General features: G+C 61.2%; 18 protein-coding genes. 12 read left to right on the plus strand and 6 right to left on the minus strand.

Features of this window, described 5'->3' with window-relative positions; translation table 11 throughout:
* Positions 1-432: 432 nt before the first annotated feature.
* Positions 433-1,425 (minus strand): aspartate--ammonia ligase, encoded by a 993-nt coding sequence (gene asnA / locus LD28_RS0101600; protein ID WP_033135289.1) that lies wholly within the window; start codon positions 1,423-1,425, stop codon positions 433-435.
* A 154-nt stretch (positions 1,426-1,579) separates the two neighbouring features.
* On the opposite strand from asnA, the gene asnC reads away from it, so the two are divergent.
* Entirely contained in the window at positions 1,580-2,041 is a 462-nt protein-coding gene (asnC, locus tag LD28_RS0101605; protein ID WP_033135290.1) for a transcriptional regulator AsnC, read from the plus strand.
* Between the two features lie 8 nt (positions 2,042-2,049).
* On the opposite strand, the gene LD28_RS0101610 is transcribed toward asnC, so the two are convergent.
* Positions 2,050-2,814: a substrate-binding periplasmic protein gene (locus LD28_RS0101610; RefSeq protein ID WP_033135291.1), complete on the minus strand. Its 765-nt coding sequence runs from the start codon at positions 2,812-2,814 to the stop codon at positions 2,050-2,052.
* An 87-nt stretch (positions 2,815-2,901) separates the two neighbouring features.
* On the opposite strand from LD28_RS0101610, the gene LD28_RS0101615 reads away from it, so the two are divergent.
* Positions 2,902-3,438: a DUF2301 domain-containing membrane protein gene (locus LD28_RS0101615; protein WP_033135292.1), complete on the plus strand. Its 537-nt coding sequence runs from the start codon at positions 2,902-2,904 to the stop codon at positions 3,436-3,438.
* On the opposite strand, the gene LD28_RS0101620 is transcribed toward LD28_RS0101615, so the two are convergent.
* Positions 3,435-3,839, minus strand: a complete 405-nt coding sequence (locus LD28_RS0101620; RefSeq protein WP_033135293.1) for a CBS domain-containing protein — start codon at positions 3,837-3,839, stop codon at positions 3,435-3,437. The genes LD28_RS0101615 and LD28_RS0101620 overlap by 4 nt on opposite strands.
* Before the next feature lie 162 nt (positions 3,840-4,001).
* On the opposite strand from LD28_RS0101620, the gene LD28_RS0101625 reads away from it, so the two are divergent.
* Positions 4,002-4,706 (plus strand): SDR family oxidoreductase, encoded by a 705-nt coding sequence (locus tag LD28_RS0101625; protein WP_033135294.1) that lies wholly within the window; start codon positions 4,002-4,004, stop codon positions 4,704-4,706.
* Here LD28_RS0101625 and LD28_RS0101630 read toward each other — a convergent pair.
* Positions 4,632-5,192, minus strand: a complete 561-nt coding sequence (locus LD28_RS0101630; RefSeq protein ID WP_033135295.1) for a 2-amino-4-hydroxy-6-hydroxymethyldihydropteridine diphosphokinase — start codon at positions 5,190-5,192, stop codon at positions 4,632-4,634. The genes LD28_RS0101625 and LD28_RS0101630 overlap by 75 nt on opposite strands.
* Before the next feature lie 124 nt (positions 5,193-5,316).
* On the opposite strand from LD28_RS0101630, the gene cydH reads away from it, so the two are divergent.
* The 4 genes from cydH to LD28_RS0101645 all read left to right on the plus strand — a co-directional run bounded on the left by cydH (position 5,317) and on the right by LD28_RS0101645 (position 8,714).
* Entirely contained in the window at positions 5,317-5,409 is a 93-nt protein-coding gene (cydH, locus tag LD28_RS22805) for a cytochrome bd-I oxidase subunit CydH (protein ID WP_005341891.1), read from the plus strand.
* A gap of 103 nt (positions 5,410-5,512) precedes the next feature.
* Positions 5,513-6,913, plus strand: coding sequence for a sensor histidine kinase (locus tag LD28_RS0101635; RefSeq protein ID WP_033135326.1), 1,401 nt, complete (start codon positions 5,513-5,515; stop codon positions 6,911-6,913).
* Positions 6,910-7,437, plus strand: a complete 528-nt coding sequence (locus LD28_RS0101640) for a hypothetical protein (protein WP_420911696.1) — start codon at positions 6,910-6,912, stop codon at positions 7,435-7,437. Before LD28_RS0101635 ends, LD28_RS0101640 begins: the two co-directional genes overlap by 4 nt.
* Positions 7,434-8,714, plus strand: a complete 1,281-nt coding sequence (locus LD28_RS0101645) for a sigma 54-interacting transcriptional regulator (protein ID WP_033135297.1) — start codon at positions 7,434-7,436, stop codon at positions 8,712-8,714. Before LD28_RS0101640 ends, LD28_RS0101645 begins: the two co-directional genes overlap by 4 nt.
* A gap of 1 nt (position 8,715) precedes the next feature.
* Here the strand turns inward: LD28_RS0101645 and LD28_RS0101650 are convergent, their stop codons facing one another.
* Positions 8,716-9,195, minus strand: a complete 480-nt coding sequence (locus tag LD28_RS0101650; protein ID WP_033135298.1) for a DUF1097 domain-containing protein — start codon at positions 9,193-9,195, stop codon at positions 8,716-8,718.
* Between the two features lie 369 nt (positions 9,196-9,564).
* Between LD28_RS0101650 and msrP the strand changes: the two genes are divergently transcribed.
* Both msrP and msrQ read left to right on the plus strand, forming a co-directional pair.
* Positions 9,565-10,566 (plus strand): protein-methionine-sulfoxide reductase catalytic subunit MsrP, encoded by a 1,002-nt coding sequence (msrP, locus tag LD28_RS0101655; protein WP_033135299.1) that lies wholly within the window; start codon positions 9,565-9,567, stop codon positions 10,564-10,566.
* The gene (gene msrQ / locus LD28_RS0101660) at positions 10,557-11,189 is read left to right on the plus strand and encodes a protein-methionine-sulfoxide reductase heme-binding subunit MsrQ (RefSeq protein ID WP_033135300.1); all 633 of its coding nucleotides are present in this window, start codon (positions 10,557-10,559) and stop codon (positions 11,187-11,189) included. Before msrP ends, msrQ begins: the two co-directional genes overlap by 10 nt.
* Here msrQ and LD28_RS0101665 read toward each other — a convergent pair.
* Positions 11,186-11,434, minus strand: coding sequence for a PepSY domain-containing protein (locus tag LD28_RS0101665; RefSeq protein WP_033135301.1), 249 nt, complete (start codon positions 11,432-11,434; stop codon positions 11,186-11,188). The genes msrQ and LD28_RS0101665 overlap by 4 nt on opposite strands.
* Positions 11,435-11,497: 63 nt before the next feature.
* On the opposite strand from LD28_RS0101665, the gene LD28_RS0101670 reads away from it, so the two are divergent.
* The 3 genes from LD28_RS0101670 to LD28_RS0101680 are packed head-to-tail and all read left to right on the plus strand — an operon-like array spanning position 11,498 to position 13,860.
* Complete coding sequence (locus LD28_RS0101670) at positions 11,498-11,836, plus strand: PepSY domain-containing protein (RefSeq protein WP_033135302.1); 339 nt, start codon at positions 11,498-11,500, stop codon at positions 11,834-11,836.
* A gap of 21 nt (positions 11,837-11,857) precedes the next feature.
* Positions 11,858-12,514 (plus strand): AHA_4052 family stress response regulator transcription factor, encoded by a 657-nt coding sequence (locus tag LD28_RS0101675; protein ID WP_005339826.1) that lies wholly within the window; start codon positions 11,858-11,860, stop codon positions 12,512-12,514.
* On the plus strand, positions 12,511-13,860 hold the full coding sequence (locus LD28_RS0101680) for a sensor histidine kinase (protein ID WP_033135303.1): 1,350 nt from the start codon (positions 12,511-12,513) through the stop codon (positions 13,858-13,860). The genes LD28_RS0101675 and LD28_RS0101680 overlap by 4 nt, the downstream gene beginning before the upstream one ends.
* Positions 13,861-13,884: the final 24 nt, after the last annotated feature.

The raw sequence follows: 13,884 nt of genomic DNA on the forward strand, positions 1-13,884 counted from the left end.
TCAACGGTCTCACCATGACCCAGTAACCGATCTCGTATCGATGTTTGCAACGCCAGCCTTCGGGCTGGCGTTGTCATATCTGGTGGCGGGGATTCGGGGGCAAAAAAAACGGCAATCCGAAGATTGCCGGGAGGAATGTAGTGACGCGACCTTGCGTGGGTTGAGCGGGTCGCAGGGGCAAGCCCCGGTTTCGCCGCGGGCCATCAGGGATGGCCACACGGCTTACAGCATGTCCGGACTGCGCTCGTTCAGTCCGCACCGCCACACACCTTCAGGGCTGACCCGCTAGCCACAGCTTGCGGGTCAGACCGATGAAATCATCTTGTTTACAGCATGCCCTGTACGGCAGCCTTCATCTCTGATGGCCAGACACCGACCTGTGCCTGTTTGTCGATATGCTTTTTGTGATCAGGCTCTTTGCTTCGACTGGTTTTACAGCATGCCTTGTACGGCAGCCTTCATCTCTGAGGGCCAGACACCAACCTGAACCTGCCCGATATGCTCTTTTTGCAGCAACAGCATGGCCAGACGGGATTGGCCGATGCCACCGCCGATGGTTTGCGGCATCCGCGCTGCCAGCAGATCCTGATGCCAGTCGTACTGCAGGCGATCCTCGTCGCCGGTGATGGCCAGCTGGCGGCGCAGCGCCTCGGCGTCGACCCGGATCCCCATGGAGGAGATCTCGAAGCTGTCTTGCAGCACCGGGTTCCACACCAGAATGTCACCGTTCAGACCCGCCAGACCCAGCTCGCTGTGGCTGCTCCAGTCGTCATAATCCGGGGCGCGCACATCGTGGCGCTCGCCGTGGGAGAGGGCGCCACCGATGCCGATCAGGAACACGGCTCCCAGCTCTTTGGCGATGGCGCGTTCGCGCCCCTTGGCATCGAGGTCCGGGTAGCGGGTCAGCAGCTCTTCGCTGTGCAGGAACTGGATCTCGGCCGGCAGGAAGGGAGTCAGCTCATGCTCGGCGCAGACCGCGCGCTCGGTGGCCTTGATGGCGGCCCAGATGCCGCGCACGGTTTCCTGCAGATAGGCCAGATCGCGGCGCTCGCTCGGCATTACTTTCTCCCAGTCCCACTGATCCACGTAGACGGAGTGGATGGGGGTGAGCTTGTCTTCGTCCGGACGCAGCGCCTTCATGTGGGTGTAGATCCCTTCACCCGGGCCGAACCCGAAGCGACCCAGGGTCTGGCGCTTCCATTTGGCCAGTGAATGCACCACTTCGTAGCTGTGCTCCGGCAGGGTTTTCACTTTGACCTGCACTGCATTCTCGTGGCCAGAGAGGTTGTCCTGAGTGCCATCACCCACCCGGCTCAGAATGGGGGCTTGCACCTCCATCAGGCCCAGTTGCTGGGCGAGTTGGCGGGAGAACATCTCTTTGACAAAGCTGATCTGCTGTTGGCTGCGAATGTAGTGCTGTTTCATGCTGAATTCCTGTTTCAAACCCCGTTGGATGTGGTGATTCTTCAACGGAATGACTACTAAATTCAATATTCGATAATAGAAATAGGCTTTGTGTGTTTTTTTCTTCAAAATAAGCCGTTATTTAATGAGGTATCGTCAACGGGAGTGCAAAAAAATGCCGGAAAATTACCGGATCGATAATCTCGATCAGGCCATCCTTACCGCTCTGATGGAGAATGCGCGGATCCCTTACGCCGAACTGGCGAAACAACTGGCTGTCAGCCCGGGCACCATCCATGTGCGGGTGGAGAAGATGAAGCAGGCGGGGATCATCGAGGGGACGCGGGTGCAGGTGAACGCTAAGAAGCTGGGCTATGACGTCTGCTGCTTTATCGGGATCAATCTGAAGAGCGCCAAGGATTACCCCTCGGCGCTGGCCAAGTTGCAGGCGCTGGACGAGGTGGTGGAGGCTTACTACACCACGGGTCACTACAGCATCTTCATGAAGGTGATGACCCGCTCCATCGATGAGCTGCAGATAGTGCTGATCAACAAGATCCAGACCATCGACGAGATCCAGTCCACTGAAACTCTGATCTCGCTGCAAAACCCGATCCTGCGGGATGTGAAGCCCTGACCCGTTGATCAGGGTTCGATATAGGGGATGGCGTACTTGTCGTAGAGGGCCTTGAGGCTGCCGTTGCGCTTCATGCGCAGCAGCTCGGCATCGTAGGCGGCCATCTGGGCCGGGGTGTTCTTGTCCGCTTTAGCGCGGGCCCAGGTGTTGAAGTAGGGGCTGCTCTTGAGCGGTTTGGGCAGGTAGTCGAGCTTGCCTTCCAGTCCCTCCTCCTTGATCTGGGTGAAGGCGGTGACCAGCGGCATGGGCACGGTATCGATCCGTCCGGCCAGCAGTTTGCGCAGTTGCAGCTGGTTCATTGTGACCTCCTGAAACTGATAGGTCGGGTCGGTCATGGCCGCTGCCAGTTCAGGGGTATAGGAGAAATCCTTGGTCACGCCGATGCGCCAGGGTTTGAGATCGGCCAGCGTCTCGTAGCGGATCTTCAACAGGTCTGCCTTGCGCACGAAGAAGTGCCAGCTGTGGCGGATATGGGCCTGTAGGGGGTAGATGAGATAGCGCTCCCGCTCCGCCTTGTAGGAGTGGGTCATCACCACATCGCAGGCGCCGGTTTCGGCATTGCGGGTGAGACGGGCGGCGGAATCGGCCAGTTCGATCCGAAAGGGCGTCGCCAGCTTGTCGAAGATGGTGGTGATGATCTCGATATCGAGTCCGCGGGGTTTCTGATCGGCATCGAGAAACTTGAGCGGGGGCTCCACAGTGCCGCAGATCACCAGCTCTTTGGCGGGCAACCCGAGTGGAAACAGCAACCAAAACAGGGGGATCACACGCAAACTACGTCTCCTGAGCCCGTTTGAAGATATTCCAGGACCTGATTCCAGTATATTGGGTAGCAACTGATCCGTGAGAAGCGACTGTTTATGGCAAACCCAGAAATCGAGAGCCCGCTGGACGGGATAGACAAGTTGACCGTCTCGCTCTACCGCCTTGGCTTGAGTGCGGCCGCCCTGCTGCTGCTTTGCCGCGGCGCGGCGTTGCTGAGCGGGATGACACTGCTCCCGTCGGCACAATGGTTGATGTTGCTGGCAGTGGCAAGCGCTATCTACGGCTTCTCGCTACATATCTACGACAAGCGGATACGCCTGATCCTGCAGGGATTTGGTTGGGGGGCGCTGGCGCTGGCTGCGGTGGGGGCGCCGGATGCGCTGGTACTGGGGGCTGCGCTGGCGACCCTCTCCGGGCTGGCGTTCAAGGAGCAGTTTTGCTTCGCCATTCCCGGTATCAGGCTGGTGCCCATACTGCTGCCGCTGTTGTGGCTGCTGGAGTGGTTGCGGGTGGAGTGGGCCGCCGCGCTGGTGGCGCTGGTCTGCGGGGCCCTGTTGACCTTGCTGGCGCTGGCAAAATGGCGGATGCCCCTGCACTTTGATATCGGTGACAAGGGGCGTTACCAGATTTAGGTCTGCTGGCACACCTTCATCTGCTGGTTGAGGACCTGCATCACCTGACGGCGGCTGATGATGCCGATCACCTTGCCCTGTTGCAGCACCGGGTAGATCTTGGGCTTGGCGTCGGCCATCTGGCGGGCCAGCTCCAGAATGCTCTCATCCGGCCCGACCGAGAGGGGCGTGCGGTTCATCAGATCTTCCACCCGGGTGCGGGTGTCGCAGTGGTAGCTGCCGGTGAGCAGGCTGGGGATGCAATCCTGCTCCGAGAGAAAGCCGATCAGCCGTTTCTGCTCATCCAGCACCGGCAGGCCGCCAAGGCCGGATTGATGCAGGCGATCCAGTGCCTCGGCCAGGCCGAGTCCGGCAGTGAGAGAGTGGGTCAGGCGACCCATGTGGTGGTGAACTTTCAGCATGGTGGTCACTCTGCAAGAGGGGAATGCCACCACTATGACGCGGGTGGGTGGCCCGCGACCAATGGCTTGTGCCGCAGGGATTGATAGGCACCGGCCATCGGCGGTGATCCGCGGGCAGGCGGGCTTCGTTCATGCAAGACCATGAAAGGGAAAGGAGATCGTATGCGTGCATTGGTAACGGGCTGCGGCCGTCGACTCGGATTTTATCTCTGTGAACAGCTGGTGGCTGCGGGCTGGCAGGTGACGGGCAGCTATCGCAGCGAGCGGCCGGAGCTGGCCATGCTGGCGGCGCTGGGGGTCGAGCTGGTGCAGGCGGATTTTGGCCGGGAAGAGGACGTTGGCAAGCTGATCGCCGTGCTGGCAGTCCATCAAGATCTGGAACTGGTGATCCACAACGCCTCGGCTTTCGAGCCGCAGGCGGCAGATCCAGTGGCGCAACTGGCCCAGTTCGAGCAGTTCTACCGGGTGCATATGGCGGCCCCCTTCCAGCTTAACCGGGCGCTGGCGCCACAGCTGGCCAGCAATCCCAACGCCAGCATCATTCACATCACCGATATCTATATCCATGCTCCGGCCCCCCGTTTTGCAAGCTATGTAGCGACCAAGGCGGGAGCCCATTCGCTGGCCATGAGCTTTGCCCGCGAGCTGGCGCCCACGGTGCGGGTCAACACCATAGAGCCGGGGCCGATCCTGTTTCTCGATGAACATGATGAGAGCTGGCGCCAGCAGGTGTTGGCGAAAACACCGCTGGCGCGGGAGGGGGGGCTTGAGCCTATCTGGCAGGCGGTGCAGCTACTGATGGGGAACAGTTATATGACAGGGGCCAGCATCAAGGTGGATGGCGGGCGCGCTCTGGCTGAGCTGTGAGCTGGCATCCAGAGTGGTTGGCGCCAGCCCGATCTGTTGCACAATCACGGTTTTGCCTGATCCGACGGGCAATTCCAGCTGCAGCGCTACTTTGGGGTCGTGCACTTCACCATGGCCGTACAGCTCGGCCAGTAGCTCCGCCAGATAGGAATCGACCTCGGTCGTGGCAAAGTCACCGTCTGTGCTGTTGGCCAGAATATCGATGTCGAGCGGCCGGTCGTGCACCTTGCAGAGTGGATCGCTGCGATCCCGGCCGTGAGCCACTTCGAGGGCGACAAAGCGCTGCTTGAGGTGGGCGGCATCGAGCCGGCTCTCCATCACCAGCAGGCAGTTGAGAAAGTCGTGGCTGGAGTGCATTCCCACCGGCTTGGTGCGGATCACCGAACTCAGCTGCAGGGAGCCGAAGTGCGCAAGCAGCTCATCCAGTGCTTTGCTGACATGGAGCTCGGGCTCGAGATTGGAACCAATGCTACACAGATAGAACATGCTTACCGTCCTTTGGTTGGGCTCATCTGAAATGTATACGCAGCTCACGGTTATCGGATTAACTATGGCTTAACATTCTATTATCTATTGTGATCCGGCACTGATTGGCAGAAAGGAGGTTTGCATGAGTGTGGAGCTGAAATGGGCGCTGTTGACCGCCTCGGGAGCGTTGGCGATGATCCTGACCATCTGTCTGGCCTCTGTCGCGTTGGCGTGAATCACCACAATCCAGATAATCCAAACCGGCCCGTTGGCCGGTTTTGTTTTTTGGGGCGGTGCGGCTATGCTGGCGCACCGGTGAGAATGCAAGAGACGAGATGATGACCAAGGTTCGCCCACGCTCCCTGCTGCAGGTGGTATTGATGGGATTCATGCTGGTATTGATGCCGCTGGGCGGCATGATCTGGCACAACAGCACAGCCCTTGCCCACCTCAGCCAGCTCACCAGCGACGAGATGGAACGGGCGGTCAAGGATACCCGCCGTGCCACCCTGCTGACGGCACAAGCCATCGATATTGAACGCACCTTGCGCCGCTTCGCGGTGCTGGGGGATCGCCGCAGCCTCACCAGCTATCAGCTGCAACTCGATGGTTATCGGACCTTGTTGGCAGAGCACCGCAACTCTATCTCCGACGGCCAGCTCTACAGCGGGCTTGATCAGGGGCTTGCCTGGCTCTCCAGCCTGCAGGATGCCGCGCTGGCCCGGGCGGCAGTGGCGGGTGACAAGCTTGAACAGTTCAATAATGCTAACGCGCAGTTGGAAGTGATCACTCGCAGCCGGGTTGACGAACACATGGATCGGGTTCGGCTCACCATCGCCGGACTGACCAAAGAGCTCTGGTGGGTGAGCGGCGCCGTGGCGGCCCTCAGCCTGCTGATGGTCTTTATCTTCACCTACCTCATCATCCACCCGGTACGACAGATTGAGTCGCGCATCTTGAGCCTGGGCGCCGGGGTCGAGCCCGATCCTCACCCGGTCGATGGCCCCGCCGAGCTGGTGGTGCTGGGGGAGCGGATCCTCTGGCTGCACGACAAACTCAAGGAGCTGGAGCTGCAGAAATACCAGTTCCTGCGCCATGTTTCCCACGAGCTGAAGACCCCGCTGGCGGTACTGCGAGAGGGGTCGGATCTGCTCTGCGAGCAGCTGGTTGGCCCGCTCACCCCGGATCAGCTGGAGATTTGCCAGATGCTTGATGAAAACAGCCGCCGGCTGCAGACCCTGATCGAGCGGCTGCTCGACTTCAACCGTCTCAGCCAGCAGGAGGCCTTCGAGCTGGAGCCGGTTCAGCTCAACCCCATACTCGCCCAGCTGGTTGCCGAATACCGGCTGGCATTGGAGTCCAAGCAGATCCGTGTACACTTGCCGGTCGAGTCAGTGACCCTGTGGGCGGAGTCTTATCGGTTGAGATTGATCCTCGATAACCTCTTCTCCAACGCCGTCAGTTATGGTGCCCGCGGAGGCAATATCTGGATCCGGGCCAGGCAGGATGAACAGGAGAGCTGGCTGGAAGTGGCCAACGAGGGGCCAGAGATCCCCGCGGCCGATCAGCAACGAATTTTTGAACCCTTCGAGCAGGGCAGCACAGTGCGGCAAGGTCTCTTGAAAGGCTCTGGCATGGGCCTCTCCATCGCCCGCGAGTCTGCCAACAGCCTGGGAGGGGAACTGGTTCTGGTACAGGATGAACAGGCGGATGTCTGCTTCAGGTTGACGTTGAAATGAGGACTATGAAGATACAACGCGTATTTCCAGCTCTGATGGCAGGGCTGCTCGCGGGTTGCTCCTTGCTGCCGCAACAGGCGCAGCGGGAGTCCTCCGATATCGCTTTTGCCAAGCGGATGGAGTTTGCCAACAAGGAGATGCAGGTGCGTCTGCAATACTCCGACTGGTTGCTGGCCAGTCACCCCCAGCAACGGGTGCAGGAGCGTCAGCGGCTGAAAGGGGCCGACGATCTGGAGAGCCGTGTCAGTCTGGCGATGGTGGATTCCCACCCTGCTGAGTCGGTGGCCAATCGTACCGCCGGTCTGGCGCGCCTGAAGAAGATGCTGCCCGAACTGGGTCTCGATGCGCAGGCCTTTTTGCGCAGTTGGATCGCCCTCGGCGAACAGCTGCTGGCTCGCGACAGCCGGCGCGATGACCAGAGTCAGGAGATCCAGCGGCTGCGCCGCCAGATCGAACAGCTCTCTGCCATCGATGAACAGCTGAATCAGCGCAAACTGAACGAGCATCGTGAGGTAGTACCATGAGCCGGATCCTGCTGGTGGATGACGATGCCAGCCTGCTCAAACTGATGAGCATGCGGCTGCGCAGTCAGGGTTATGAAGTGGATACCGCCGACAGTGCGGAAGGGGCCCTCGACCGGCTGCGTCAGCAGCGGGCCGATCTGGTGCTGAGCGATCTGCGGATGGCCGGTATGGACGGCCTGGCGCTGTTCGAGCGGATCCAGGCCCAGTGGCTGGGCCTGCCGGTGATCATCATGACCGCCCACGGCACCATCCCCGATGCCATTCAGGCGACCCGCTCCGGGGTCTTCAGCTTTCTGACCAAACCCATCAACAAGGATGAGCTGTTCGCCACCATCGAACACGCCCTGAGCCTGACGCGGCCGAAACAGCAGCAGGAGTGGCAGTCGCTGATCCTGACCCGCAATCCCCAGCTGGAACAGCTGCTTATTCAGGCCCACAGCATCGCCACCATGGAGGTGCCGGTGCTGATCATGGGACCGTCAGGTTCCGGCAAGGGGGCGATGGCGCAGGCGCTGCATCAGGCCAGCCAGCGGTGTGACAAGCCGATCCACACCATCAACTGCGCCGCCATTCCCTGGGCCTCCCTCGATCTGCAGCTGTTTGGCGAAGATGGCCAATCCGGGCTGTTCGAGCAGGCCAAGGGGGCGACCCTGTTTCTCGACGAGATCGGCAGCCTCTCCGAATCCTTGCAGGCCAAATTGCTGCAAGTGATGGAGGAGTATGGTCAGGGCACGCCAGAGGTGCGGGTGCTCAGCTCCAGCCATCAGGATCTGGTCAAGGCGATGGAGGAGGGGCGCTTTCGGGAAGATCTCTTCTACCGTCTCAACGTTGCCAACATCACTTTGCCATCCCTCAGTGCCCGCAGCGAGGATATCCCCCTGCTGGCCCGGCAGGCGCTCGATGACTACCGCAGCCGTCACAGCGACTGCGCCGCCATGGGCTTCTCGCCGGAGTCGCTGGCGATGCTGGCAGCGGCCGCCTGGCCGGGCAACGTGCGCCAGCTCTGCAACGTGGTTGAGCAGCTCGCCAGCCTCTGCTGCAGTCCGGTGATCGGGGTATCCATGGTGGAGTCCGCCCTGAGCGGCGGTGGCGGCGGCATCCCCTCGTTCAACGAGGCGCGCGCCGAGTTCGAGAAGGAGTATCTGATCCGCTTGCTGCGCACCACCGAGGGCAACGTGACCCTGGCGGCCAACATGGCGGGGAGGAACCGTACCGATTTCTACAAGCTATTGAATCGGCACGGTATCGAGGCGGCAAACTTCAAATCAAAGGGGTAACTCAGGCGGGATCGATCGCCGTAGCTGCATCGTCTTTGTGGGTCTTCCGGGAGAGCCAGAGGCCGCTCTCCTTCATCAGAAAGCCGAACACGGCACCGATGATGAGGGAGGGCAGGATCAGCCGCCACTCGCCAGCTGCCCCGAAGGTGGCACAGCAACCGGCAAAGGTGCCGGGAATGTAGCCGAGCCACCGCTGCTTGGCTTGCACGCACATCAGAGTTGCCACTATCCCCATCATTATGTAGCCCACCACCCCGGCGCCCCACAGGCTGCCGCCATGGATCAGCAACAGTGCCCACAACATGCCGCTGACGTTGCAGAAGATGGTTTGCAGCAGTGCCTTGTAGCCGCCGCTGGAGGCGAAATAGCAGGTGCTGCCGAGGAAGCCGATCCAGGAGATAAGGCCGAACGCGACGGCCAGCCAGCCCCAGATGGCGGAGAGAATTCCAGTGGTGATGGCGATGGCGATCAGTGGGCTCATGGGGCGACTCTTCAGTTGGTTTCGCAAAAAGGGGCAGCCTACCCCCGGCAATCGGGGCGGCAAGCGGGGGGCGAATTGTGTGTGATCCTCATCACCCTTTTCAACTCGGGAATACGCTTGCGCTCGCGAAAAAAATTCATTGGTGACCGACCAGACCGTCGACCATAGTTAGAGGCCCTGTCCTGCTCATGGAGTGAGTCTGATGGCGCCCAATGTGATCGTTCCCCTGCTGGTGTTCGTAGTCCTGTTTCTGGTCGGCACCATGGCCAAGGCACTGCCCCTGCACCACATGATGTAAATTTGTGTGAAATAAAAATCTGCCGGGGCGGGTCTTATCCATACTGCCTCACTCAGCCCCGGGAGTTTTTCATGTTGATCAAGCGTCGTACCGCTCACCCCCTCACCGAACAGGATGTTACCCCGGAAGCCGTCTATCAGGATCGCCGCCTCATTCTCAAGGGGCTGGGTCTGGGCGCTGCCACCCTGGCCTTCCCCACTCAGGCCGGTGTGCTCGATCTGCTGCGTGGCGACCAGAGTGCTGCCAAGCCCGTGACCAAGCCGCTCAACAGCAAGCCTGCGGAGCGCCCGGCCAATCTGGTGCTGACACCGGAAGAGAAGGCGACCAGTTACAACAACTTCTATGAGCTGGGCACCGACAAGTCCGACCCGGCTCGCAACGGCCACTACCTCAAAACCGAACCCTGGACCCTCAAGGTGGAAGGGGAGGTGGCCAAGCCCTTTACCCTCGATGTGTGGGATCTGATCAACAAGAGCGAGCTGGAGGAGCGGATCTACCGGCTGCGCTGCGTGGAAGCCTGGTCCATGGTGCTGCCCTGGAACGGCATCTCGCTGGCAGAGATCATCCGCCGCGCCGAGCCCACCAGTCGCGCCAAGTTTGTCGCCTTCGAGACCCTGTTTGATCCGAAACAGCTGCCGGGACAGGCCTCCAGTCTGGGGGGCGGTATCGAGTATCCCTACGTGGAGGGGCTGCGTATCGACGAGGCGATGCACCCGCTCTCTTTCCTTGCGATGGGGCTCTATGGCAAGACCCTGCCCGCCCAGAATGGCGCGCCGATCCGGCTGGTGGTGCCGTGGAAATATGGCTTCAAGAGCATCAAGAGCATCGTCTCGATCCGGCTGGTGGAGGAGATGCCGCCCACCACCTGGAACCTGCTGGCCCCCAACGAATATGGCTTCTACGCCAACGTCAACCCAGAGGTGGATCACCCGCGCTGGAGTCAGGCCAGCGAGCGCTTTATCGGCGAGGGTGGAGTGTTTGGCGCCAAGCGTCAGCCGACCCTGATGTTCAACGGCTATGGCGATGAGGTCGCCTCGCTCTATCAGGGGATGGATCTGCGCCAATGGTACTGAGATTGAAACCGGCCCATATCAGTGGCTTGCGGGTGCTGGTGCATCTGGGCGCCCTCGGCTTTCTGCTCTGGCTGGGGTTTGCCATTCCGGCGGGCCTGCTGGGGGGCGATCCGGTGCCCGAGCTTATCCACTACCTCGGCAAGGGGGCGCTCAATCTGCTGCTGCTCACCCTGCTGGTGTCGCCGCTGGCCAAGCGCTGGCGGCAGGGGCAGCTCATCAAGCTGCGCCGCCCCCTCGGGCTCTGGTGTTTTGCTTGGGCGCTGCTCCACTTCATGGCGTGGCTGGGGCTGGATCTGCAGTTTGACTGGGGGCTGATTGGCGGGGAGCTGGTCAAGCGCAGCTATATCGTGGTGGGGATGGTGGCACTGCTGCTGCTGGCCGCCCTCAGCATCACCTCGCTGCCCGCATTGCAGCGCAGAATGGGCGCTGCATGGCAGAAGCTGCACAACTGGGTCTATGCCATCGCCTTGCTGGTGCCGGTGCACTACTGGTGGTCGCTCAAGAGCGGCTGGGGGGAGCCCCTCATCTACCTGCTGCTGGCCTGTGCCCTGCTCTGGCCGAGGCGGGAGAAGCTGCTGCGCCCCTGGCGGGGACGCTGGAATGCAAATGCAAAAGAGGCCTAATCGGCCTCTTGTTGTTTGATCTCGCCAGTGTAGGCATCGACGATGAGATGCACCTTCTGATCCTGGCGATTGAGGGTTTTGACCTCGAATTTGTCCCCTTCCAGCTCCACTTCCCGAATGTCGTGATACCCTTGCGCCAGCAGGAGTTTGACCAGCCCGCCCATGTCGAGACGGTTCTGGGCCGCCCAGCTTGTGGCACTCAACAGACAAAGGATCAGCAGGAAACTGCGCGGGATCATATTCATTCCGGATTCATGGCTGGCAGACTATAAACGCCATTATGTTAGGTTTTTGGAGATGAATCATCCATGAATAGAGCGCTCCCTCTACTCGGGTTATTGCTGCCGGTGCTGGCACAGGCGATCACGCCTGATGAAGCCCAGCTGCAGCAAGCTGTCCATGAGGGACGGGTTCGGCCCTTCCATGAAATGATGGAGGTGGCGGCCAGATTGCCGGTGCGGGTGTTGCGGGTGGATCTGGGGGAAGAGGATGGTATCTGGCTCTATGAACTGCGAGTCATCGATCGGGAGAACAGCGTGATCAAGGTGGCCTATCGGGCCGACAACCTTGAGCTGGTGTGGGCCAAGGGCCACCATCTGGAGCGGCTGTTCGAATCGCCAAAGCCCCCGGTCGAGGATGATGAATAACCCCTGTGTGGAAGCCTGTTCATGCGAATTCTGATTGTTGAAGACGAAAAAATTCTGGCCGGCCAGCTGGCTGAACAGCTGCGCCTCTCCGGCTTTGTCACCGACCTCTGCCACGACGGCAACGAGGCCGGTTTCCTCGGCGAGACCGAACCCTACGACGCCATCATTCTCGACCTCGGCCTGCCGGGACGCGATGGCCTGAGCGTGCTGAAGGAGTGGCGCAGCAAGGGGATCGATACCCCGGTGCTGGTGCTGACCGCCCGTGGCCAGCTGCACGAGAAGATCGAGGGACTCAACGCCGGTGCCGATGACTACCTCACCAAGCCGTTCCAGGTGGCCGAGCTGGTGGCGCGGGTCCATGCGCTGGTGCGCCGGGCGGCAGGCAACGCCAGCTCCATTCTGGAGATTGGCGGGGTGCGGCTCGACATGGCGGCGTCGCAGGTGTGGTACGAAGGGACCCCCATCAAGCTGACCGCCCACGAGTTCCGGGTGCTGGGTTACCTGATGCAGCACAGGGGCAAGGTGGTGTCGCGCAGCGAGCTGATCGACCACATCTATGCTCAGGATTTCGATCGCGACTCCAACACCGTCGAGGTGTTCATCGGCCGGATCCGCAAGAAAACCAACCCCGATCTGATTGAGACAGTGCGCGGCCTCGGGTACCGGATCAACGAATGAGGCTGGTCAGAACCCTGCGGGGGCGACTGGTCGCCATCGCGCTGGTGTGGTGCGGACTGTTTCTGTTCGCCACCGGTTTCAGCCTGCAGACCATGATGCGCAACTACTGGCAGGAGGCGGAGGCCGATGGCCTGCGCCTGCAGCTCTATGATCTGCTCTCCCGGCTGGAGGTGGCGAAAACCGGCCTGCCGGTGGTGGTCGAGCCGATGTCTGATCCCCGTTTCAGCCAGCCTTACTCCGGCTACTACTGGCAGCTGGAGCTGGGCCACGATGTGGTGGGGCGCTCCCGCTCCCTGTGGGATACCAACCTGAAGAGCGACGGGCTCAAGTCGGCGTTTGGCGATCCCGACCTCTTCGTCGGCAAGGGGCCCAACAAGGAGCCGCTGCTGATCATGACCCGCACCGTGCTGCTGCCCGGTTCGGATCGGGTGTTTACCCTGGTGATGGCCAAGGACAGCAGTGCCCTGACCCAGACCCTCAACAAGACCCGGATCAGCCTGTTCCTCGGTCTCGGCTTTGCCGCTGCCGGTCTGGTGCTCGGCTTCATGTTCCAGATCGTCTACGGCTTGCGGCCGCTGCACCTGCTGCGCCGCGAACTGGGTCGGGTCCATGAGGGTCATCAGGAGGGGTTCCGGCTGCGCTATCCGCTGGAGATTCAGCCGCTGGTGGAGGATATCAACCGGCTGCTGCACCACTACGGCGAGCTGCTGCAGCGGGCGCGTTCCCACACCGGCAACCTGGCCCACGCCCTCAAGACGCCGCTCAGCATCATGCGCAATCAGGTGGCTCAGTTGCCGCCGGAGGATCAGGCCGCCATCGGCGAGCAGCTCGACCAGATCCAGCGCCATATCGACTATCACCTTGGCAAGGCGCGGGTGACCGGTGCCGCCAAGATCCTCGGGGTTTCGACCCCGGTGCGGGCGCGGGTGGAGTACATCTGCCGCGCCTTCTCCCGCCTCTATCCGGGCAAGACGGTGGATCTGCAGGTGCCCGCCAATCTGGCGGTCGGGGTGGAGGAGCAGGACTTTGACGAGATGGTGGGCAACCTGCTGGAGAACGCCTTCAAGTGGTCTGCCAGCGAGCTGCGCATCTCCAGCGCCGAGCTGGGGGGCTGGATCACCCTGCGCATCGAGGATGACGGCCCCGGCATGAGCGAGGATCAGATCGCCAAGGCGGTGCTGCGCGGGGTGCGGCTCGACGAGAAGGTGCCGGGCTCCGGGCTGGGTCTCAACATCGTCTCCGATCTGGCGGAAGCCTATCGGGGCAGTTTCATTATGGGCCGCGCCGAACTGGGCGGTCTGGCCGCCTCCCTCTCGTTGCCCAAGGTGGCAAGAGTCGAGAGCTAGGCATAACATATGGCATTTGTTTTA

Source organism: Aeromonas finlandensis (genome assembly GCF_000764645.1).
Lineage (GTDB): Bacteria > Pseudomonadota > Gammaproteobacteria > Enterobacterales > Aeromonadaceae > Aeromonas > Aeromonas finlandensis.